Below are 21,017 nucleotides of genomic sequence, written 5' to 3'. Positions count from 1 at the left end.
AGGGGCCGTTCGGCCCCATTCAAACAGATACATTGGCGTCACCGGGATCACCCCCAGCCACCCTGATTCAGATAAACTCGTAGGCATCACCGAAGATGCGCTCCGGCTCGGCGCCGAGCAGCTTGAACTCCTCGCGCGCAGCACCGGCCATCTCGAAGCGCCCCGCCACATAGATGTCGTAGTCGTGCAGACTGACGAAGTCATCCATGATCGCCTTGTGCACCAGTCCGGTGCGGCCCTGCCACTGCGGATCGGGCTCCTGTACCACGGGGATAAAGGTGAGCGGCGCATAACGCTGCTCGAGGGAGCGCATCTCGTCGAGTTCATAGAGCCAGTGGGCCTGACGCACCCCCCAGTAAACGAACACGGGACGCTGGCTGCCGCCGTCGATCAGTTGTTGCAATATACTGCGCACATAGGAATAACCGGTACCGCCCGCCATCAGCAGCAGGGGGCGGGGCGACTCTTCCCGCAGGAAGGCCTTGCCCGCTGCCAGCTCGACCTCGATCTCCCCCTGCTCGCGCATGCGAGCCAGTACCTGACCGGCATAGGCATTTTCCGGGGTGGCACCGATCTGCAGCTCGAGGCCAGGACGGCCCGGCCCATTGGCGATGGAGAAGGGGCGCTTGTCCGAGTCGCTCATCACCACCAGCAGATACTGGCCCGGCTTGAAGGTGATCGCGTCGGCAGGTGTCAGGCCCACCTGCCAGATGGTCTCTACCACTTCGCGTAACTCGGTTACGCGGCACTTGATTCGTTGCATTCGTTTCCTTTCTCGGTGGCACTCGCCACCCTGGCTCATGTCGTCATTATGATGACCGGTCGATTCCCGGTTGGGCTATTAGTCGAGAATACCCAATTCGTCCCAGATCGCATCGATCTTTTGCTTCACCACCGGGTCTTGCACTATGGGCGCCCCCCACTCGCGGTTGGTCTCTCCCGGCCACTTGTTGGTGGCATCCAGCCCCATCTTGGAGCCGAGCCCCGAAACCGGCGAGGCGAAGTCCAGGTAGTCGATCGGCGTGTGCTCGATCAGGGTGGTGTCGCGGGCCGGGTCCATCCGGGTGGTGATGGCCCAGATCACATCCTTCCAGTCGCGGGCATTGATGTCGTCATCGCACACCACCACGAACTTGGTGTACATGAACTGGCGCAGGAAGGACCAGACCCCCAGCATCACCCGCTTGGCGTGGCCCGGGTAGCGCTTCTTGATGGTCACCACCGCCATCCGGTAGGAGCACCCCTCCGGCGGCAGGTAGAAGTCAACGATCTCGGGAAACTGCTTCTGCAACAGGGGCACGAACACCTCGTTGAGCGCCACCCCGAGCACCGCCGGCTCATCGGGTGGACGGCCGGTGTAGGTGCTGTGGTAGATGGCATCCTTACGCAGGGTCATGTGGGTGATGGTGAAGACCGGGAACTCGTCCACCTCGTTGTAGTAGCCGGTGTGATCCCCATAGGGACCTTCCGGCGCCAGCTCGCCCGGTTCGATATAGCCCTCCAGCACGATCTCGGCGCTCGCCGGCACCTCCAGCTCACAGCTGACAGCCTTGACCACCTCGGTACGGCTGCCGCGCAGCAGACCGGCAAAGGCGTATTCGGAGAGGGTGTCGGGCACCGGCGTCACGGCACCGAGTATGGTCGCGGGATCGGCACCGAGCGCCACCACCACCGGGAATTGCTCACCCGGGTGCGCCTCCTGCCACTCGCGAAAATCGATAGCCCCACCGCGATGATCCAGCCAACGCATGATGAGCTTGTTCTTGCCGATCTTCTGCTGGCGGTAAATGCCGAGGTTCTGCCGCTTCTTGTAGGGGCCGCGGGTGATGGTGAGTCCCCAGGTGACCAGGGGCGCCACATCCCCCGGCCAGCAGTGCTGGATGGGGATACGGTCGAGATCGACCTCGTCGCCGGTCAGCACCTGCTCCTGGCAGGGGGCCGAGGAGAGGCGCTTGGTCGGCATGTTGAGCACCTGCTTGAAGATGGGCAGCTTATCCATCAGCTCCCTGAATCCCTTGGGTGGCTCCGGCTCCTTGAGGTAGGAGAGCCAGGTGCCCACCTGGCGCAGGGCGCCGACGTCCGGCTGGCCCATGCCCATGGCGACCCGATCCGGGGTGCCGAACAGATTGGCCAGCACCGGCATCTGATACCCCTTGGGGTTTTCGAACAGCAGGGCGGGGCCACCGGCACGCAGGGTACGGTCGCAAATCTCGGTCATCTCGAGATAAGGATCGATCTCGCGGCCGATCCGCTTGAGCTGGCCCCGCGTTTCGAGCTGCGCGATAAAGTCGCGCAAATCCTTGTATTTCATAAGGCTACCGCGTTGGATTCAGGGGTTGACAGTATACCCTGACGGGGGCTCAGGGGCGACCCGGCTCGACACCGGCCTGCCCCGACTTCTGCTCCTGCAACAGGCGATCGGCCAGCAGGATCAGTTGCAAGGACTCCGCCCTGGGCTGCAACAGCTTGGCCAGTGCGACGCCGTTGTCACTGATGCCGAGCTCCCGGTTGAGATAATCGCGAATGGCATCGGGCAGCGGGCGCAGGGCACCGAGCGCCAGCATGGCCTGGCCGTTGAGAGAGGGGAGCTGGGCGGCGGCCAGCAGCAGGGAGCCGGCGTCCCGTCCCTGATAGAAGCGGCTCACCAGGGAGAGGGCCCGCAATGAGCTCTCATCCACCGGACGCCGCCAGAGGGCCAGAAACAGGGCCCGGTTACCGGTGCGGGAGAGGAGGTCGTAGGCCAGCCTGTTGTCGGGGAGATAGAGTGCTTCTTGCGCCAGTTCGGTGGCCAGACGGATCACCTCACCGGCGGGAGCCTTGTTCAGCGCCGCCAACAGGGCCGCCTGCTGCCACTCCACCTCGGGGTTGTTGAGGCGATAGAGGGAGCGAAGCTCGAAGCGGCCTGCGGTCAGCTCGGCCTCAAACTGGGCCTGCCAGTCCAGCTGGCGCCAGGCATGTTGCAGATAGCGGGCGCGGGCCGGGTAGTCATAGCGGGGAAGCGACACCAGGAAACCGTCGCGGGTCTGCTCTGCCAGCGTCAGGGGTACCCGTTCGGCCTGCCGGTCCACCCAATGACGGATCGGTGCCGCGGGACGCATGCTCCCCTCCATGGCACCGAGCAGTTGCCAACGCAGTTGTTCACTCTGCTCAACGGGCAGGGTGACCAGCAGACTCTCGACCGCCTCCTCCTGCCCCTGCTGCAGGCGCGCCTGCAGATAGGAGAGATGATCTCCCGGCACCACCTCACTCACCGCCATGGCCATCAGGCTGACCAGCCACAGCAGGACTCCTGCCCCGATCCTTTTCATCCGTGCCACTCCCTGGTCTGTCGCCCCTATAGTGCGATGCCACTCCTCCATGGGCAAATAAAAAACCGCGGCACTGGGGCCGCGGCTTGTCATCGAGACGGGTTATTTCTGCTGACGCTTCATGGCGTCGAAGAACTCGTCGTTGGTCTTGGTCATCGCCAGCTTGTCGATGAGGAACTCGATGCCGTCGATCTCGCCCATGGGGTGCACAATCTTGCGCAGGATCCACATCTTCTGCAGCTCTTCCGGGGTGGTGAGCAGCTCTTCCTTCCGGGTACCGGAGCGGGTGATGTCGATGGCCGGATAGACACGCTTCTCGGCTATCTTGCGCGAGAGGTGCAGCTCCATGTTGCCGGTGCCCTTGAACTCCTCGTAGATCACCTCGTCCATCTTGGAGCCGGTGTCGATGAGGGCGGTGGCGATGATGGTCAGGCTGCCGCCTTCTTCAACGTTACGCGCGGCACCGAAGAAGCGCTTCGGACGGTGCAGGGCGTTGGCGTCTACACCACCGGTCAGTACCTTGCCGGAGGAGGGGATGACGGTGTTGTAGGCGCGGGCCAGACGGGTGATGGAGTCGAGCAGGATGACCACATCCTTCTTGTGTTCGACCAGGCGCTTGGCCTTCTCGATCACCATCTCGGCAACCTGTACGTGGCGTGCAGCCGGCTCGTCGAAGGTGGAGGCGATCACCTCACCCTTGACCATGCGCTGCATCTCGGTCACTTCTTCGGGACGTTCGTCGATGAGCAGCACGATCAGCTCACAGTCCGGGTGGTTGTAAGCAATGCTCTGGGCGATGTTCTGCAGCAGCATGGTCTTACCGGCCTTGGGCGGAGCGACGATGAGGCCACGCTGGCCCTTACCGATCGGAGAGGCCAGATCCAGCACACGGGCGGTGATATCCTCGGTGGAGCCGTTACCGCGCTCCATACGCAGACGCTCGTTGGCGTGCAGCGGGGTGAGGTTCTCAAACAGGATCTTGTTACGGGCGTTTTCCGGGCGGTCGTAGTTGATGTTGTCGACCTTGAGCAGGGCAAAGTAACGCTCGCCTTCTTTCGGCGGGCGGATCTTGCCGGCAATGGTGTCACCGGTACGCAGGTTGAAGCGGCGGATCTGGCTCGGGGAGACATAGATGTCATCCGGGCCGGCCAGGTAAGAGCCGTCGGCACTGCGCAGGAAGCCAAAGCCGTCGGTCAGGATTTCGAGTACGCCGTCACCGAAGATATCTTCCCCACCCTTGGCATGGGCCTTGAGGATGGCAAAGATGATGTCTTTTTTGTGTGCCCGAGCCAGGTTTTCCAGCCCCATGGACTCGCCCAGCTTGATGAGCTCGGACACAGGGGTGTTCTTTAATTCGGTCAGATTCATAGCAATGAAGGTCTGTAAGAAGGGTTTTAAGATGTGGGGAAAGTCTGCTGGGTAGCTACTGATTGGACTGGATTGCAGAGGCGGTTAGCAAACGAACAATAAACTAGCACCAATCGGGGTGAGCGTCTACAGGCAGAAACGGAAGGAGCGCATTATTGCAATGCGCTCCTTGTCTATCTCATCAGATGTTGGCGTCCAGGAACTCTTTCAATTGAGTCTTGGACAGCGCACCCACCTTGGTCGCGGCCACTTCGCCGTTTTTGAACAACAGCAGGGTCGGAATACCGCGAATACCAAATTTGGGCGGGGTATCTGCGTTGTGATCGATGTTCAGTTTGGCGACGGTCACACGGCCTTCATATTCCTGAGCAACTTCGTCCAGGATAGGGGCGATCATTTTGCACGGACCGCACCATTCTGCCCAAAAATCAACCAGAACGGGGCCAGCAGCCTTGAGAACATCTGCCTCGAAGCTGGCATCGCTCAGCTGAACAATTTTGTCACTCATTTCCAACTCCAGTCAGTAAATAAGGCTTTATTGAGAGGCCAATAAAGGCCATAGTTGCCCTATTTGAAATGATCCTGTTTATTAATGCAAGCCTAACCTGATAACCTACCGCCATGAGCAAAACACACCTAACTGACGAAAAATTCGCCCAAATGGGCCTCGAGCCGGAAGTGCTGGCCGGTCTGGAAACCAAGGGTTTTCACTACTGTACACCGATCCAGGCACTCTCCCTGCCTCTGCTGGTAGAAGGCCATGATATTGCCGGCCAGGCTCAGACAGGTACAGGCAAAACCATCGCTTTCCTCGCCGCCACCTTCAATTATCTGCTGACCCATCCCCTGACCAAGCCCCGCCTCATCAACCAACCGCGCGCCATCATCATGGCCCCGACTCGCGAGCTGGCGGTGCAGATCCACAAGGATGCCGAAAGCATCTCCGCCAGCACCGGCCTCAAACTGGGTCTGGCCTATGGCGGTGAAGGGTATGACAAGCAGCTGGCCGTACTGGAGCAGGGTGTCGACATTCTGATCGGTACCACGGGTCGCATCATCGACTACTACAAGTCCAAGGTGATCGATCTGGCCAACATCCAGGTGGTGGTACTGGACGAAGCGGATCGCATGTTCGATCTCGGCTTCATCAAGGACATCCGCTTCCTGTTCCGTCGTATGCCGGCCGCCGCCGACCGCCTCAACATGCTGTTCTCCGCCACCCTCTCCCTGCGGGTGCAGGAGCTGGCCTACGAACACATGACCAACCCGCGTCATGTGCAGGTAGAGCCGGAGCAGATGACGGGGGTGCGCATCAAGGAGGAGCTCTTCTACCCCTCCAACGAAGACAAGATGCTGCTGCTGCTCACCCTTATAGAGGAGGAGTGGCCGGATAAAGCGATCGTCTTCGCCAACACCAAGCACTGCTGTGAAGATGTGCACGCCTGGCTGGAATCCGATGGCCATCGGGTCGGTCTGCTGACCGGTGACGTGCCGCAGAAGAAGCGCCTCAAGATCCTGGAAGAGTTCACCCAGGGCAAGCTGGATATCCTGGTTGCCACCGACGTGGCCGCCCGTGGCCTGCACATCCCGGATGTGACCCACGTCTTCAACTACGACCTGCCCGACGACTGCGAGGACTACGTCCACCGCATCGGCCGTACCGGCCGTGCCGGCAAGAGCGGTCACTCCATCAGCCTGGCCTGTGAAGACTATGCCTTCAACCTGCCGGCCATCGAGGAGTACATCCGTCACCCGATCCCGGTCAGCAAGTATGACCGCGAGGCCCTGCTGGGTGACGTGACCCCGCCGCGCCGGGTACAACGCAACCGTCCGCCGGTGAACCGCAACATGCGCGATCGCCAGGGAGGCGGTGGCAACCGTCGCCGTCCGCCCAAGCGTCACTGAGACTGGCAGTGAGCAGTACCCCCCTCTACGCAGCCATCGACCTCGGCTCCAACAGCTTCCATATGCTGGTGGTGCGCGAGGTCGCCGGCGCCCTGCGTACCGTGGCCAAGGTCAAGCGCAAGGTGCGCCTGGCCTCCGGCCTCGACGAGCATTTTCGCCTCAGCCGAACCGCCATGGAGCGTGGTTGGGATTGCCTGCGCCTCTTCTCCGAACAGTTACAGGACATCCCGCCCGAGAATATTCGCGTGGTCGGCACCGCCACCCTGCGGCTCGCCACCAACGTGGAGGAGTTTCTCGCCGAGGCGGAGCGGGTGCTTAACCACGGCATCGAGATCATCTCGGGTGAGGAGGAGGCCAAGACCATCTATGAGGGGGTCTCCTGGACATCGGCCGGGGAGGGTAACCGCCTGGTCATCGACATCGGCGGTGCCAGCACCGAGCTGGTGATCGGCGAGCAGAGCGAGGCCAAGCTGCTGAGCAGCCTGCACATGGGCTGCGTCACCTGGCTGAGCAACCACTTCGGCGACGGCCAGCTCTCCACAGAGCGCTTCGCCCAGGCCATCGATGCCGCCAAGGCGGTGCTCACCGAGGTGGCCCATGACTATCGCCTGCTGGGGTGGAAGAGCTGTGTCGGTGCCTCCGGCACGGTGCAGGCCCTGCAGGAGATCATGCTGGCCCAGGGCAAGAGCGAGCGAGTCACCCTGCCCAAGCTGCAGGAGCTGATGCAGCAGGCGATCGCCTGTGGCCGTCTCGACCAACTGCAGCTGGAGGGACTCACCGCCGAACGCCTCACCGTGTTCCCCTCCGGGCTCGCCATCCTGATCGCCCTGTTCGAGGTGCTCGGCATCGAGAGCATGACGCTCGCCGGCGGTGCCCTGCGCGAGGGACTTATCTACGGTCTGCTCGGCAACAGCCACGACTGTGATGCCCGGGATCGTACCGCCAACAGCCTGATCAACCGCTACCAGCTCGATCGGGAACACGCCGAACGAGTGCGCGACACCGCTGTCGAGGCCTTCGCCCAGGTACAGAGTGCCTGGCGCCTGTCGCGCCGCTACGGCCGCCCTATCCTGCGCTACGCCGCCCTGCTGCATGAGATCGGCCTCTGTATCGAGTACAAGAAGGCCCCCCAGCACGCCGCCTATATCATCGACAACATCGACATGCCCGGCTTTACCCCGGCCCAGAAGAAGTTGCTGTCGGCCCTGCTGCTCAACCAGCGCGACGACTTCAAGATGGAGCCGCTGGAGAGACAGGGTGCCGTCACCGCCCGCCAGGCGATCCGGCTGGCTCGGCTGCTGCGCCTCTCGCTCATTCTCTGCATGCGCCGCACTCAAGGGACGGTTCCCACCTTCACCCTGCAGGCCGAAGAGGATGCCCTGACCCTGGCCCTGCCCAAGGGCTGGCTCGATGTGCACTACCTGCGCGCCAGCGAGTTGCGCATGGAAGTAGAGCGCCAGCAGAAGATGGGCTGGCCAACCCGACTGATCGAACGGGAGGCATGACGCCTCCCGATTCTTTACCCTCTCCGTCAAACCCCTTCGCATTACCGGCCGGGTTCATAAGACGCCACTGCTTGCAAAATCAATGTATTGCTTCTGGATGTGGCTCCCCACTCTGACGACCGCCTCCTGACAAGCCACCGCCTTCGTCTAGAGTGGAACAGATGCCCCCAACAAGGATGACCCCCATGAAGCGTCTGTTACTCCTCGGCCTCACCACCGCACTGACCGCCTGCGGCGGCGGTGACGGCGGCTCCTCCGGCTCAACTTCCGATGCCAGGTTCTCCCTCGCCTTCTCCGATGCACCGGTCGATTCGGCCAAGCGGGTCTGCATCGCGGTGAGCCGGATCAGCATCCATCCAATCGCCGGCGGCGAGACCGCCTGGAGTAGCCAGAGTATCCTCAACGCCGCCCAGGATGACGGCTGCACCCCGCTCGGTGAGAGCATTCCCCTCAACACCGACGGCTCGCCCCGGTTCGTCTACATCGATCTGCTCAAGTATCAGGGCTCGGCCAGCCGTAACCTGCTCGCCGGCCAGAGCGTCAGTGCCGGGGAGTACAGCCAGATGCGTCTGACCGTGCTCGATGGTCGTGAGGCGGCCAACCAGTTTGACGATGGCACTCCCTACTCCTACGTGCAGCAGGATGACGACACCATCAAGCCCCTCGAGGTGCCAAGCAGCGAGCTGAAACTCGATGCCTTCACCATTGCCGCCAACGGCACCAGCAGCTTCACCACCGAGTTCGACCTGCGCCACTCCATGGTGCTGCCGGGCCATCTGCAGTACTACAAGCTCAAGCCCCGCGGCGTTCGGCTGGTCAACAACAGCGAGGCAGCGACCCTGAGCGGCAGCATTGCCGGCGGCCTGTGCGGCGGCCTGCTGGCCGACAAGGGGGCGGTTTACCTCTACGCCCCGCGCAGCGACGACAACTACCCCGACATGGCGGATGCCGACAATGGCTTCTATGCCAGCGCCCCCGTGGTGAGTGACGGGGCAGGCGGCTTCCGCTACGAGCTGGGCTTCGTCGCCGTGGGCAGCTATGACCTGGCCCTGGTGTGCAACAGCGATCAGGATGACCCTGAGGGATCCGGCGATGTACTGTATCTGGGGCCCGTACTCAAGGCTCAGGCGGTGGCAGCGCCAACGACGACGATCAATCTGGAGTAACCAGAGGGGCCACACAGGCCCCTCTCTTGTCAGGGATGACGGGCGAACGGAACCAGGCGAGGGGCGGCGATGCGCCGGTAGTCCTCGGTGGCGAGGATGAGGGAGCGCTCCAGCACGCCGGCGTTGAAGGCCAGCTCGTCGAAGCGATCGAACAGGAGTGGATCGGCCACCAGCCGCAGATCGTCGTGAAAGCTGAAAGGCGGGATGGCGCCGAACACACAGTCGGTCAGAGCAGCCACCTCGGCGGGGCTGGCCAGTGACGCCCGGCTGCCGCCCAGCCCCTTGGCGAGGGTCGCCAGATCGGCCTGACAGTCGGCCGGCAGCACCGCCAGCACATGGCACCGGATGCCGTTCCCCTTGACGTGGCACACCAGCGCCTTGGCCCCCTGGCCGTGAGCGGTGCCGCGCACCCTGGCTACCTCCTCGGTCTTGCCGGCGCTCGAATGATGCACCACCCGGTAGCGGGCCTGGTGGGCGTCGAGCAGCCGGATCAGGCGCTCGAAGGTGTGCAGAGACATGAGGGCTCCTTGGAACAAACAAGACGGGGCGCCACAGCGCCCCTCATCATACAGGGTTAAGAGGCCCAACCGGGCCGTCCGATCAGATGCCGTACTGGGCGCGGTAGGCGCGCATGGCGGCCAGCTGTTCGGCCATCTCCGGCTTCTCTTCCAGGTACTTGATAAGATCCGCCAGCTGGACGATGGCGATGACATGGGCGCCGTAGTCACGCTCCACCTCCTGGATGGCGGAGAGCTCGCCCTTGCCCTTCTCCTGGCGATCCAGGGCGATCAGCACCCCGGCCAGGGAGGCGCCGTTGGCCTGGATCAGATCCATCGACTCACGGATGGCAGTGCCGGCGGTGATCACATCGTCCACCAGCATAATGCGTCCCTGCAACGGGCTGCCCACCAGGTTGCCGCCCTCGCCGTGGTCTTTGGCCTCCTTGCGGTTGAAGCACCAGGGGGTGTCCACGTCGTGTTGCTCGGCCAACTGCACCGCGGTGGCGGAGGCGATGGGGATTCCCTTGTAGGCCGGTCCGAACAGGACATCAAACTCGATGCCGGCATCCATCAGGGCGGCGGCGTAGAAGCGGCCGAGGCGGGCCAGATCACGCCCGGTGGAGAAGAGGCCGGCGTTGAAGAAGTAGGGGCTCTTGCGACCGGATTTCAGGGTGAACTCACCGAATTTCAGGACCTGTTTCTCCAGGGCAAACTCGATAAATTGACGCTGATAGGCTTTCATCATGGCTCCTTGATTGCTGCTTGTGGGGGATAAACGTCAGATACAAAAAACGCGGCCAATGCCGCGTTTTGAAAATCACTTCAGGGATGCCTTCTGCATCTCGATCAACTGACCGATGCCGTCTTTGGCGAGTGCCAGCATGGCCAGCAGCTCCTCGTGGGTGAAGGGCTCACCCTCGGCGGTGCCCTGCACCTCGATCATGCGACCGTCCTCGGTCATCACCACGTTCATGTCGGTCTCGGCGGCCGAGTCCTCCACATATTCCAGATCGCAGATGGCCTGGCCTTCGTGAATGCCGACCGACACGGCGGCCACCATCTGTTTGAGCGGGCTCTGCTTGAGCATGCCTTTGCCGACCATCCAGTTCAGGGCATCGACCAGGGCCACGCAGGCGCCGGTGATGGAGGCGGTACGGGTGCCGCCGTCGGCCTGCAGCACGTCGCAGTCAACCGTGATGGTGTGCTCACCCAGGGCGGTCAGATCGACTGCAGCACGCAGGGAGCGGGCAATCAGGCGCTGGATCTCGAGGGTGCGACCCCCCTGTTTGCCGGAGGCGGCCTCGCGGTTCATGCGCGAGTGGGTGGAGCGCGGCAGCATGCCGTACTCGGCGGTCACCCAGCCCTGACCCTTGCCCTTGAGAAAACGCGGCACGCTGGTGTCGACGCTGGCGGTACACAGCACCCGGGTGTTGCCGAACTCGACCAGCACAGAGCCTTCGGCGTGCTTGGTGAAGTGGCGGGTAATGGTGACCGGACGGACGTCGGCAGGCGCGCGATCGTTGGGACGGGACATGATGACCTCTGGGCTGGCGTGAATTGGCGGAGGAGTATACGTGATCGGACGACAAATATCAGCCTGGTGCCCAATGCGGCTGACGCCTCGCCCGCCGCCGGTTATAATCGGCGCACTTTTCATCAGATGGGACACACCCATGATCCACAGCATGACCGCCTACGCCCGCAAGGAGATCAAGGGCGACTGGGGCACCGCCGTCTGGGAGATCCGTTCGGTCAACCAGCGCTACCTCGAGACCTACATCCGTATGCCGGAGCAACTGCGCGGCCTCGAGCCGGTGCTGCGCGAGCGCTTTCGCAATGCCCTGCAGCGCGGCAAGGTGGAGTGCAACCTGCGCTTCGAAGCGGCCCAGGCCGGTGCCGGCCAGCTGCACATCAACGAAGAGCTGGCCAGGCTCATCATCGACAGCGCCAACTGGGTGATGAAGGAGGCCGGCCAGGGCCAACTCAACCCGGTCGACGTGCTGCGCTGGCCCGGGGTCATGGCCGCCGCCGAGCAGGACATGGACGCCGTCAACGCCGCTTTGATGGTCGGATTTGACGAAACCCTGACCGACTTCATCGCCGCCCGCGCCAGCGAAGGGGCCAACCTCAAGGCCCTGATTGAGCAGCGCCTCGACGGCATCGGCGTCGAGGTGGTCAAGGTACGTGGCCAACTGCCCCAGATCATCGAGTGGCAGCGCCAGAAGCTCACCGACCGCCTGGCCGAGGCCAAGGTGGAGCTGGATCCGGCCCGCCTCGAACAGGAGATGGTGCTGCTGGCCCAGAAGATCGACGTGGCCGAAGAGCTCGACCGCCTCGAGATGCACATGGGCGAGACCCGCAAGATCCTGAAAAAAGGGGGCGCCTGTGGACGTCGTCTCGACTTCATGATGCAGGAGTTCAACCGCGAGTCGAACACCCTTGGCTCCAAGTCGATCAACGCCGAGGTGACCCAGTCCGCCGTCGAGCTGAAGGTCCTCATCGAGCAGATGCGCGAGCAGATCCAAAACATCGAGTAATCTTCCGACCCCTCCTCAGCGATGAGTGAGGGGCCTTTTCCCTGCTCAATACACGCGGCACGCCCTTCGTTACATGGGCAGCCACTCCTGCTAACCTGCTCCCAACCTTTCTCTGGCGGAGTGACCAGGTGCAACACACACCCCTGATTTGGCTGGTGGAAGACGAGTCCAGCATCGCCGATACCCTGATCTACACCCTGCAAACCGAGGGGTTTGCGGTGGAGTGGTTTCCCCTCGGCCGCCCCATGCTGGAGCGGCTGGCCGGGATGACACCCGATTTTCTTATTCTCGATGTGGGGCTACCCGATATCAGTGGCTTCGAGCTGTGCAAGGCGGTGCGCGCCGTCAGCCAGGTGCCGCTGATGTTCCTCACCGCCCGCAGCGAGGAGATGGATCGCCTGATCGGCCTCGAGATCGGGGCCGACGACTATGTGGCCAAACCCTTCTCGCCGCGCGAGGTCTCGGCCCGGGTGCGGGTGATACTGAGGCGCAGCCAGGGGAGTACACCCACCCCCGCGGCGGGTCTGCAACTGGACGAGGAGCGGGCCCGCATCACCCTGCATGGCCAGCCGCTGGCGCTGACCCGTTACGAGTACCTGCTGCTCAAGACCCTGATGCAGGCACCGGGGCGGGTCTTCTCACGCCAGCAACTGATGGAACGGGTGTGGCAAGACGCCGAGGAGAGCCTGGATCGCACCGTCGATACCCATATCAAGACCCTGCGCGCCAAACTGCGCGAGCAGGCCCCCGACTTCAACCCCATCCTGACCCACAGGGGTCTGGGCTATAGCCTGGAGGGGTAATGCGGCTCTGGCAACAGCTCCTGGCGGGGCTCCTGCTTATCTTCGCCCTCGGCGCCTGGTTCGTGCTCGAGATCTTCGTGCAGGAGATCAAGCCGGGCGTGCGCAGTGCCACCGAAGACACCCTGGTGGATATGGCCCAACTGCTGGCGCCCCTGGCGCTGGAGGATCTGCAGCGTGGCAACATGACCGACGGCAACCTTGCCAAGGCCTATGCCCGCCTCAACCAGGCACCGATCAATGCCCTCATCGACGGGCATCTCAAGGAGCAGGTGGAGTACCGCATCTATGTCACCGATCGCCTGGGCAGGGTGATCTACGACTCGGACGGTGCGGCCCTCGGCCAGGACTATTCACGCTGGAACGACGTCTACCTCACCCTGCGCGGTGAGTATGGGGCCCGCAGCACCCGCAGCGATCCGGACGATCCCGCCACCTCGGTGATGCATGTGGCGGCCCCCCTGCGGGATGGGGAGGCGATCATCGGTGTGCTCACCGTGGCCAAACCCAATCGGGCCCTGATGCCGGCCATCGAGCGCAGCGAACGGCGGCTGCTGAGGGCCGCCGGCCAACTGCTGCTCATCGCCCTGCTGATCGGCGCCCTGCTGGTGTGGTGGATGAACCGTGCCATCGGCAAGCTGGAGCACTACGCCGGCGCCGTGACCCGGGGGGAAGCAGCCCCCCTGCCACGCCTCTACACCCCCGAACTGGACCGCCTAGGCCGGGCCCTCGAGACCATGCGCCGCCAGCTCGACGGCAAGCACTATGTCGAGCGCTACGTACACGGGCTCACCCATGAGCTCAAGAGTCCCCTGGCCGCCATTCGCGGTGCCGGCGAGATACTGGCCGAGTCACCGCCCCCCGAGGTGGCGGCGCGCTTTCTTGCCAACATCAGTGAGCAGGGCACCCGCATGCAGCAACTCATCGACCGCATGCTACAGCTGGCTCGTCTCGAATCGGGGCAGGGGATAGAGCGCCAGCCGGTCGCCCCCGCCGCACTGGGCGAGCGGGTGGCCGCCATCAAGGCCCCCCAGGCCGCCTCACGACAGGTCCACCTCGTCCTGAGCCTGGCCGACGCAGCTCCCCTGCGTTGGGATCCTCTGCTGGTGGAGCAGGCCCTCGGCAATCTGCTCGACAACGCCCTCGACTTTGCCCCCGCCGGCAGCACCGTCACCCTGGAGGGAGGCCCGACCCAGAGCGGTTACCGCTTCCTGGTCGAGGATCAGGGCCCAGGCATCCCCGATTACGCCCTGGATCGCATCTTCGAGCGCTTCTACTCGCTGCCGCGTCCGGACAAGGGAAAGAGCAGCGGCCTCGGACTCAGCTTCGCCCGGGAAGTCGCCCACCAGCATGGCGGCGATCTGGTTCTGGCCAATCGTCCGGATGGGGGAGCCAGGGCCGAACTGGTGCTCGCTTCACACTGACCACACAGGGGAGGGGTAGTGTCGGGCTTTTCCCCATAAGGAGTCCTCATGCCCTCACCCTTACTGAGTACCGCCCTGGCCGTGAGCCTGTTGTGCGCCCTGCCTGCCTCGGCGGCAGGCTGCTTCCTGTGGGCCGATGGTCACGGCAACCCCATCGAACAGGAGGGAGGCTGCGATCGGCGCCTGCCCCCCGCCTCGACCTTCAAGATCCCGCTCGCCCTGATGGGTTACGAGAGCGGTTACCTGACCGATGAGGAGCACCCGGCCCTGCCATACCAGCCCCAATACGATGGCTGGCTGCCCGCCTGGCGCGAAACCACCACCCCGAGACGCTGGGAGACCTACTCCGTGGTCTGGTATTCCCAGCGCCTCACCGAGTGGCTGGGCATGCAGCGATTCCAGCGCTACGTCGATCGCTTCGACTACGGCAACCGGGATCTGTCCGGCAATCCCGGCAAGCAGGACGGTCTGACCCAGGCCTGGCTCAGTGCCAGCCTGGCCATCAGCCCGCAGGAGCAGGCCCGCTTCCTCGGCCGTATGCTCGACGGCCGTCTTGGCCTCGCCCCCGAGACCCTGCGCCACAGTGCGAACATCCTGAAGGTGGCCGAGATCGATGGCTGGCAGATCCACGGCAAGACGGGCATGGGGTATCCCAAGCGCGCCGATGGCAGTCTCGACAAGGGGCAACAGATCGGCTGGTTTGTCGGCTGGGCGAGCAAGGGATCACAGCATCGCATCTTCGTGCGCACCCGGATCCAGCCCCCTGGCAAGCAGTTTGCCTCTGTTCAGGCGAAAGAGGAGGTGATGGCAGCCCTGCCGGCCCGTCTCGGCAAGGAGTAGCACGACCGGCCCGACGGGCCGGTTTTTTCATGGCTTCACCCTCTCTTCACACGGCCTCATGCCCGCTTCACTCCCCCCGCCTAAAGTGCTCCCATCTCAAGGAGGGATTGTCATGGTGAAACAGATACTGACTCATAAAACGACCGTCTTGTTGCTGCTTGGCCTGCTGCTGATGTTGCCGATGCAGTGGATCCTGGATCTGAACCAGGAGCGTCAGGCCTATCGGCGAGAGGCGATAGAGAAGATCATGGGCAGCGCCAGTGGTCCCCAGCGCCTGATAGGCCCGGTGCTGGTGCAGCCCTTCGTGCGCGAAGTCACGTTGCACGATGGTAAGGAAGTGAAGCGCTATCAGGAGCGCCTGCTGCGCTATCGCCTGCCCCAGCGCCTCGACGCCCATATCGGCATGGAGGTCACCCCGCGCACTCTGGGTATCTATCAGGCCCAGGTCTATCAGGCCAAAGTGACCCTGAGCGGAACCTTGGATGCCGATCCAGATTGGCAGGTACCGGCCGATGCGGTGGCCGAGACCCCCTATCTCAGCCTGGCACTCTCCGATGCCCGAGGCATCAGCCAGATCCCGACCCTCACCCTGGGGGGCAAGTCCCTGGAGGTGCTGCCCGGGGCTCGCCTCGGTCAGCTGGCAGGGGTTCACGCCCCTCTGACGACGGATGCCGGGGGGCGCTTCGAGGTAGAGCTGACCCTGCAGGGGATGGAGAGGCTGGCTCTGGTGCCGGTCGGCCGCGACAGCAGCCTCACCCTGGCGGGGAACTGGCCACACCCCAATTTCCTCGGCGACTTCCTGCCCACCAGCCGCGAGGTCACCCAGGAGGGCTTCAACGCCCGCTGGCAGACCAGCTGGTTTGCGACCGACATGGAGAGCCGCCTGCCAGACCTTATTGAGGAGCACAGCGATACACTGCCGGCCTTTGCCACCAGCCTGGTGCAACCGGTGGATCACTATCAGCAGAACGAGCGCAGCGCCAAGTATGCCCTGCTCTTTATCGGGCTCACCTTCCTGGCCGTGGTGATGGGAGAGTTGCTGCGCGGGCTGCGCATCCACCCCATCCAGTACGCCCTGGTCGGCATGAGCCTGGTGATCTTCTATCTGGTGCTGCTGGCCCTGACCGAGCAGATCGGCTTCACCCCGGCCTATCTGCTGGCCAGCCTGGCGTGTGTGCTGCTCAACGCTGTCTACCTGAGCCAGGCACTGGGCGGGCCTCGTGCAGGCCTCGCCTTCGCCGGCCTGCAGGCACTGCTCTACACCGTACTCTACGGTCTGCTGCAGGCCGAGGATCTCGCCCTGCTGCTGGGTGCCCTGTTGCTGCTGCTGATCCTGGCTCTGGTGATGATGCTGACCCGCACGTTTGACTGGTACGCCCTGAACAGGGGAGAGTGAAACGAAAGAGGGCGCCTGCGGGCGCCCTCTGCTTATGGTTGATCGGTTATCACTTCTTCTTCACCGGGCGGGCCCAGTTCTTGATGTGGCGCTGGGGCACCCGGGTGATGACCAGCTCGTTCTCGGCCACGTCCTTGGTGATGGTGGAGCCGGCACCCAGGGTCGCCCCCTTGCCGATGCGCACCGGTGCCACCAGCTGGGTATCGGAGCCGACGAAGACATCATCCTCGATGATGGTCTGGAACTTGTTCACCCCGTCGTAATTACAAGTAATGGTACCGGCGCCTATGTTCACCTTGGCGCCGACTTCCGCATCCCCGAGATAGGTCAAATGACCACACTTGGAGCCAACCCCGAGGCGCGCCTTCTTCATCTCGACGAAGTTACCCACGTGAGCGTCCTGCTCCAGCACAGCCCCCGGGCGCAGACGGGCAAACGGACCGACCGAGCACTGATCGGCCACCCGGGCCCCTTCCACCACCGAGTAGGGTTTGATCTCGGTGTCGTCACCGATCTCGCAATCCTTGAGGATGGCTCCGGCACCCACCACCACCCGGTTACCCAGGGTGACCCTGCCCTCGATGATGACATTGACGTCGATCACCACCTCTTCCCCGACGCTCAGCTCGCCGCGCAGATCGAAGCGGGCCGGATCCATCATGCTCACTCCGGCGATCATCAGGCGCTCGGCCTGCATCTGCTGGTAGCTGCGCTCGAGCGCCGCCAGCTGCACCCGGTTGTTGGCCCCCTCTACCTCGGCGGCACGCTCCGGATGCACGGCAGCGATAGGGCAACCGTCGGCGTGGGCCATGGCGATAACGTCGGTAAGATAAAACTCCCCCTGGGCGTTCTTGTTATCCAGCCGCGACAGCCAACCTCGCAGCTGGCCACCATTGGCTACCAGCACCCCCGTGTTCACCTCACGAATGGCGAGCTGCCCGGCGCTGGCATCCTTCTGCTCGACGATGCCGACCACCTGGCCGTTTTCCCGCACGATGCGACCATAGCCGGTGGGGTTGTCGAGCACCACGGTCAGCAGCGCCATACCATCGCTTGCCTTGGCGGCCAGCAGCCGCTGCAGGGTCTCGGGCTGGATCAGCGGGGTGTCGCCGTACAGCACCAGCACGTCATCTTCATCGCTCCAGAACGGGATGGCCTGTGCCACCGCATGACCGGTCCCCAACTGCTGGGCCTGCAACACCCAGTTCAGGTCGTCTGCCTGGATCCGCTCCTTGAGCAGCTCGCCACCATGACCGTACACCAGATGCACCTTGCCGGCGCCCACCTGGCGAGCGGTATCGATCACATGGGAGACCATGGCCTTGCCGGCGACCGGATGGAGCACCTTGGGCAGGGGAGAACGCATGCGGGTGCCTTTGCCCGCGGCCAGGATGACGACATTGAGAGACATGATTTCAGCCTTGAATTCGTGTGGAAATACCCGGCGGAGTCTATCCAAGGGGCAAAAAAAAAGCGACCCGAAGGTCGCTTTTTGCATCACCGTTATCAGCGATAGTTCTTCTTGACGATGTCGATGACCCGCAGCTGGGCCAGTGCCTTGGCCAGCTCGGCAGAGGCCTGGGCATAGTCGATATCGCCGTGGGAGCTGTGGATCCGCTCTTCGGCACGACGCTTGGCCTCGAGGGCTTTCGCCTCGTCCAGGTCGTCGGCACGGATGGCGGTGTCCGCCAGCACGGTCACGGTTTCCGGCTGTACTTCCAGCATACCGCCGGAGATGTACATCACCTCTTCGCCACCCTGTTGCTTCACCAGCCGGACCAGGCCCGGCTTGATGGAGGTCAGCAGCGGCGTGTGACCATGATGAATACCCAGCTCACCTTCCGCACCTGTCACCGCGACACTCTGAACGCGACCGGAGAACAGCTTGCCTTCGGCGCTTACGACGTCCAGGTGAAAGGATATCTCAGCCATGAGCCCTCCTATCGAGGCTTACAGTTTCTTGGACTTCTCGACGACTTCGTCGATGCCGCCAACCATGTAGAACGCCTGCTCGGGCAGATCGTCATACTCGCCTTTCAGGATGCCCTGGAAGCCACGAATGGTCTCCTTCAGCGGCACGTACTTGCCCGGGGAACCGGTAAATACTTCGGCCACGAAGAAGGGCTGGGACAGGAAACGCTCGATCTTACGGGCACGGGCAACGGTCAGCTTGTCTTCTTCTGACAGTTCATCCATACCCAGGATGGCGATGATGTCCTTCAGCTCCTTGTAGCGCTGCAGAACGGTCTGCACGCCACGAGCGGTCTCGTAGTGCTCCTTGCCAACCACCAGCGGATCCAGCTGACGGGAGGTGGAGTCCAGCGGATCAACGGCCGGGTAGATACCCAGGGCGGCGATCTGACGGGACAGAACCACGGTCGCGTCCAGGTGGGCGAAGGTGGTCGCCGGGGACGGGTCGGTCAAGTCATCCGCAGGCACGTATACGGCCTGTACGGAGGTGATGGAGCCGGTCTTGGTGGAGGTGATACGCTCCTGCAGAACGCCCATCTCCTCGGCCAGGGTCGGCTGGTAACCTACTGCGGAGGGCATACGGCCCAGCAGTGCGGATACCTCGGTACCGGCCAGGGTGTAACGATAGATGTTGTCGACGAACAGCAGAACGTCTTTACCCTCGTCACGGAACTTCTCGGCCATGGTCAGACCGGTCAGTGCCACGCGCAGACGGTTTCCGGGCGGCTCGTTCATCTGACCGTATACCAGGGCAACCTTGTCCAGTACGTTGGAGTCCTTCATCTCGTGGTAGAAGTCGTTACCCTCACGAGTACGCTCACCCACGCCCGCAAACACGGAGTAACCGGAGTGCTCGATCGCGATGTTACGGATCAGCTCCATCATGTTGACGGTCTTGCCTACACCGGCACCACCGAACAGACCGACCTTACCACCCTTGGCAAACGGGCATACCAGGTCGATAACCTTGATACCCGTCTCCAGCAGGTCGGTAGAGCCAGACTGCTCTTCGTAGCTCGGCGCTTCGCGGTGGATAGCCCAACGCTCGTCTTCGCCGATGGGACCGGCTTCGTCAACCGGCTCGCCCAGCACGTTCATGATACGGCCCAGGGTGGCCTTGCCAACCGGAACCTGAATCGGGTTGCCGGTGTTGACTACTTCCATCCCACGGCGCAGACCGTCGGAGGAACCCATGGCGATACAGCGAACGATCCCGCCACCGATCTGCTGCTGAACTTCCAGCACCAGACCCTGGCCTTGACCCTCGCTGACGATTTTCAGTGCATCGTACACTTGGGGCACGGCATTCTGCGGGAACTCGATGTCCACCACAGCGCCGATGATTTGGACGATGAAACCGTTACTCATGTCAAATCCTCTAAACCTTTGGGTAACCCTTGCCTTACACCGCGGCAGCACCGGACACGATCTCGTTGAGCTCCTGGGTGATACTGGCCTGACGGGCCTTGTTGTACACCAGTTGCAGATCGTTAATCAGGTTGCCGGCGTTGTCAGTCGCGGCTTTCATGGCAACCATTCGGGCTGCCTGTTCACTTGCCAAGTTTTCCACTACGCCCTGGTACACCTGAGATTCGACATAGCGAACCAGCAGGGTGTTGAGCAGTTGCTTGGGATCCGGCTCATAGAGGTAATCCCAGTGGTGTTTCTTGGCGAGCTTGCTGTCTTCGGTAATGGGCAAAGGCAGCAGTTGATCGACCTTGGGCTGTTGCACCATGGTGTTCACAAACTTGTTGTACACCAGGTACAGACGGTCAATCTCACCGTTGTCATAGGCCTTCAGCATGACCTTCACGGAACCGATCAGGTCATTGACACTCGGGGCATCCCCGAGGCCGGACACTTGGGCAACGACCTTGGCGCCATACTTCTGGAAGAAGCCGTTCGCCTTGTTGCCAATCAGGGCCAGATCAATCTTGGCGCCCTTTTGGCTCCATTGCTTCATGTCATTGATGGCGGCCTTGAACAGGTTAATGTTCAGACCACCACACAGGCCACGGTCGGTGGAGATGACGATGTAGCCCACACGCTTGACCTCACGCTCGATGAGGTAGGGGTGCTTGTATTCCAGGTTCCCCTGAGCGATGTGGCCGATCACCTTGCGCATGGTTTCAGCGTATGGACGGCTAGCAGACATGCGATCCTGCGCACGGCGCATCTTGCTCGCTGCCACCATTTCCATAGCGCTGGTGATCTTCTGAGTGTTCTTCACACTCCCGATCTTGGTACGTATCTCTTTTGCGCCGGCCATCTCTATTCTCCATCAGGTGGCAGCCCGG

The 21,017-nt window shown here is 62.8% G+C and carries 20 protein-coding genes; 8 read left to right on the top strand and 12 right to left on the bottom strand.

What is annotated here, in order from left to right:
* Positions 1-67: 67 nt before the first annotated feature.
* The 5 genes from fre to trxA all read right to left on the bottom strand — a co-directional run bounded on the left by fre (position 68) and on the right by trxA (position 5,184).
* Complete coding sequence (gene fre / locus BN1133_RS04180; RefSeq protein ID WP_050665295.1) at positions 68-763, bottom strand: NAD(P)H-flavin reductase; 696 nt, start codon at positions 761-763, stop codon at positions 68-70.
* 78 nt (positions 764-841) lie between these two features.
* A complete protein-coding gene (ubiD, locus tag BN1133_RS04175) occupies positions 842-2,311 on the bottom strand; it encodes a 4-hydroxy-3-polyprenylbenzoate decarboxylase (protein ID WP_050665294.1) in 1,470 nt (489 codons plus the stop codon).
* A 49-nt stretch (positions 2,312-2,360) separates the two neighbouring features.
* Positions 2,361-3,308, bottom strand: coding sequence for a hypothetical protein (locus BN1133_RS04170; protein ID WP_050665293.1), 948 nt, complete (start codon positions 3,306-3,308; stop codon positions 2,361-2,363).
* 102 nt (positions 3,309-3,410) lie between these two features.
* Positions 3,411-4,676 (bottom strand): transcription termination factor Rho, encoded by a 1,266-nt coding sequence (rho, locus tag BN1133_RS04165; protein WP_005349337.1) that lies wholly within the window; start codon positions 4,674-4,676, stop codon positions 3,411-3,413.
* 181 nt (positions 4,677-4,857) lie between these two features.
* Positions 4,858-5,184, bottom strand: a complete 327-nt coding sequence (trxA, locus tag BN1133_RS04160) for a thioredoxin TrxA (RefSeq protein WP_005349340.1) — start codon at positions 5,182-5,184, stop codon at positions 4,858-4,860.
* A 113-nt stretch (positions 5,185-5,297) separates the two neighbouring features.
* On the opposite strand from trxA, the gene rhlB reads away from it, so the two are divergent.
* From rhlB to BN1133_RS04145, 3 genes are all read left to right on the top strand, one after another.
* On the top strand, positions 5,298-6,581 hold the full coding sequence (gene rhlB / locus BN1133_RS04155) for an ATP-dependent RNA helicase RhlB (protein ID WP_050665292.1): 1,284 nt from the start codon (positions 5,298-5,300) through the stop codon (positions 6,579-6,581).
* A gap of 8 nt (positions 6,582-6,589) precedes the next feature.
* Positions 6,590-8,086 carry a guanosine-5'-triphosphate,3'-diphosphate diphosphatase gene (gene gppA / locus BN1133_RS04150; RefSeq protein ID WP_050665291.1) on the top strand — a complete coding sequence of 499 codons (1,497 nt, stop codon included), beginning with the start codon at positions 6,590-6,592 and terminating at the stop codon, positions 8,084-8,086.
* Between the two features lie 185 nt (positions 8,087-8,271).
* The gene (locus BN1133_RS04145; protein WP_050665290.1) at positions 8,272-9,252 is read left to right on the top strand and encodes a DUF4382 domain-containing protein; all 981 of its coding nucleotides are present in this window, start codon (positions 8,272-8,274) and stop codon (positions 9,250-9,252) included.
* 29 nt (positions 9,253-9,281) lie between these two features.
* Here the strand turns inward: BN1133_RS04145 and BN1133_RS04140 are convergent, their stop codons facing one another.
* From BN1133_RS04140 to rph, 3 genes are all read right to left on the bottom strand, one after another.
* Complete coding sequence (locus BN1133_RS04140; protein ID WP_050665289.1) at positions 9,282-9,770, bottom strand: YbaK/prolyl-tRNA synthetase associated domain-containing protein; 489 nt, start codon at positions 9,768-9,770, stop codon at positions 9,282-9,284.
* 82 nt (positions 9,771-9,852) lie between these two features.
* Positions 9,853-10,494: an orotate phosphoribosyltransferase gene (pyrE, locus tag BN1133_RS04135; protein ID WP_050665288.1), complete on the bottom strand. Its 642-nt coding sequence runs from the start codon at positions 10,492-10,494 to the stop codon at positions 9,853-9,855.
* 75 nt (positions 10,495-10,569) lie between these two features.
* Positions 10,570-11,286: a ribonuclease PH gene (gene rph, locus BN1133_RS04130; protein WP_050665287.1), complete on the bottom strand. Its 717-nt coding sequence runs from the start codon at positions 11,284-11,286 to the stop codon at positions 10,570-10,572.
* Between the two features lie 139 nt (positions 11,287-11,425).
* Here rph and BN1133_RS04125 point away from each other — a divergent pair, with 139 nt between their 5' ends.
* The 5 genes from BN1133_RS04125 to creD all read left to right on the top strand — a co-directional run bounded on the left by BN1133_RS04125 (position 11,426) and on the right by creD (position 16,749).
* A complete protein-coding gene (locus BN1133_RS04125) occupies positions 11,426-12,289 on the top strand; it encodes a YicC/YloC family endoribonuclease (RefSeq protein WP_050665286.1) in 864 nt (287 codons plus the stop codon).
* Positions 12,290-12,417: 128 nt separating this feature from the next.
* Complete coding sequence (gene blrA / locus BN1133_RS04120; protein ID WP_050665285.1) at positions 12,418-13,092, top strand: beta-lactam response regulator transcription factor BlrA; 675 nt, start codon at positions 12,418-12,420, stop codon at positions 13,090-13,092.
* Positions 13,092-14,513 carry a beta-lactam sensor histidine kinase BlrB gene (blrB, locus tag BN1133_RS04115; protein ID WP_050665284.1) on the top strand — a complete coding sequence of 474 codons (1,422 nt, stop codon included), beginning with the start codon at positions 13,092-13,094 and terminating at the stop codon, positions 14,511-14,513. Before blrA ends, blrB begins: the two co-directional genes overlap by 1 nt.
* 48 nt (positions 14,514-14,561) lie before the next feature.
* Entirely contained in the window at positions 14,562-15,353 is a 792-nt protein-coding gene (blaOXA, locus tag BN1133_RS04110; protein WP_050665283.1) for a class D beta-lactamase, read from the top strand.
* A 112-nt stretch (positions 15,354-15,465) separates the two neighbouring features.
* Entirely contained in the window at positions 15,466-16,749 is a 1,284-nt protein-coding gene (creD, locus tag BN1133_RS04105; protein WP_050665282.1) for a cell envelope integrity protein CreD, read from the top strand.
* Between the two features lie 49 nt (positions 16,750-16,798).
* Here the strand turns inward: creD and glmU are convergent, their stop codons facing one another.
* The 4 genes from glmU to atpG all read right to left on the bottom strand — a co-directional run bounded on the left by glmU (position 16,799) and on the right by atpG (position 20,989).
* Positions 16,799-18,160, bottom strand: a complete 1,362-nt coding sequence (gene glmU / locus BN1133_RS04100) for a bifunctional UDP-N-acetylglucosamine diphosphorylase/glucosamine-1-phosphate N-acetyltransferase GlmU (protein WP_050665281.1) — start codon at positions 18,158-18,160, stop codon at positions 16,799-16,801.
* Positions 18,161-18,255: 95 nt separating this feature from the next.
* Positions 18,256-18,681 (bottom strand): F0F1 ATP synthase subunit epsilon, encoded by a 426-nt coding sequence (locus BN1133_RS04095; RefSeq protein ID WP_050665280.1) that lies wholly within the window; start codon positions 18,679-18,681, stop codon positions 18,256-18,258.
* Positions 18,682-18,699: 18 nt separating this feature from the next.
* Positions 18,700-20,088 (bottom strand): F0F1 ATP synthase subunit beta, encoded by a 1,389-nt coding sequence (atpD, locus tag BN1133_RS04090; protein ID WP_050665279.1) that lies wholly within the window; start codon positions 20,086-20,088, stop codon positions 18,700-18,702.
* 34 nt (positions 20,089-20,122) lie between these two features.
* The gene (gene atpG, locus BN1133_RS04085; RefSeq protein WP_050665278.1) at positions 20,123-20,989 is read right to left on the bottom strand and encodes a F0F1 ATP synthase subunit gamma; all 867 of its coding nucleotides are present in this window, start codon (positions 20,987-20,989) and stop codon (positions 20,123-20,125) included.
* Positions 20,990-21,017 lie beyond the last annotated feature (28 nt).

It is taken from the genome of Aeromonas schubertii, from assembly GCF_000820105.1.
GTDB classification, from domain to species: Bacteria; Pseudomonadota; Gammaproteobacteria; order Enterobacterales; family Aeromonadaceae; genus Aeromonas; species Aeromonas schubertii.
This window is presented reverse-complemented; position numbering and strand designations above follow the sequence as displayed.

Excerpts from the sequence above, each read along its gene's own strand:
- fre (WP_050665295.1), bottom strand. The coding sequence starts at position 763 with ATGCAACGAATCAAGTGCCGCGTAACCGAGTTACGCGAAGTGGTAGAG.
- ubiD (WP_050665294.1), bottom strand. The coding sequence starts at position 2,311 with ATGAAATACAAGGATTTGCGCGACTTTATCGCGCAGCTCGAAACGCGG.
- BN1133_RS04170 (WP_050665293.1), bottom strand. The coding sequence starts at position 3,308 with ATGAAAAGGATCGGGGCAGGAGTCCTGCTGTGGCTGGTCAGCCTGATG.
- rho (WP_005349337.1), bottom strand. The coding sequence starts at position 4,676 with ATGAATCTGACCGAATTAAAGAACACCCCTGTGTCCGAGCTCATCAAG.
- trxA (WP_005349340.1), bottom strand. The coding sequence starts at position 5,184 with ATGAGTGACAAAATTGTTCAGCTGAGCGATGCCAGCTTCGAGGCAGAT.
- rhlB (WP_050665292.1), top strand. The coding sequence starts at position 5,298 with ATGAGCAAAACACACCTAACTGACGAAAAATTCGCCCAAATGGGCCTC.
- BN1133_RS04145 (WP_050665290.1), top strand. The coding sequence starts at position 8,272 with ATGAAGCGTCTGTTACTCCTCGGCCTCACCACCGCACTGACCGCCTGC.
- BN1133_RS04140 (WP_050665289.1), bottom strand. The coding sequence starts at position 9,770 with ATGTCTCTGCACACCTTCGAGCGCCTGATCCGGCTGCTCGACGCCCAC.
- pyrE (WP_050665288.1), bottom strand. The coding sequence starts at position 10,494 with ATGAAAGCCTATCAGCGTCAATTTATCGAGTTTGCCCTGGAGAAACAG.
- rph (WP_050665287.1), bottom strand. The coding sequence starts at position 11,286 with ATGTCCCGTCCCAACGATCGCGCGCCTGCCGACGTCCGTCCGGTCACC.
- BN1133_RS04125 (WP_050665286.1), top strand. The coding sequence starts at position 11,426 with ATGATCCACAGCATGACCGCCTACGCCCGCAAGGAGATCAAGGGCGAC.
- blrB (WP_050665284.1), top strand. The coding sequence starts at position 13,092 with ATGCGGCTCTGGCAACAGCTCCTGGCGGGGCTCCTGCTTATCTTCGCC.
- blaOXA (WP_050665283.1), top strand. The coding sequence starts at position 14,562 with ATGCCCTCACCCTTACTGAGTACCGCCCTGGCCGTGAGCCTGTTGTGC.
- creD (WP_050665282.1), top strand. The coding sequence starts at position 15,466 with ATGGTGAAACAGATACTGACTCATAAAACGACCGTCTTGTTGCTGCTT.
- glmU (WP_050665281.1), bottom strand. The coding sequence starts at position 18,160 with ATGTCTCTCAATGTCGTCATCCTGGCCGCGGGCAAAGGCACCCGCATG.
- BN1133_RS04095 (WP_050665280.1), bottom strand. The coding sequence starts at position 18,681 with ATGGCTGAGATATCCTTTCACCTGGACGTCGTAAGCGCCGAAGGCAAG.
- atpD (WP_050665279.1), bottom strand. The coding sequence starts at position 20,088 with ATGAGTAACGGTTTCATCGTCCAAATCATCGGCGCTGTGGTGGACATC.
- atpG (WP_050665278.1), bottom strand. The coding sequence starts at position 20,989 with ATGGCCGGCGCAAAAGAGATACGTACCAAGATCGGGAGTGTGAAGAAC.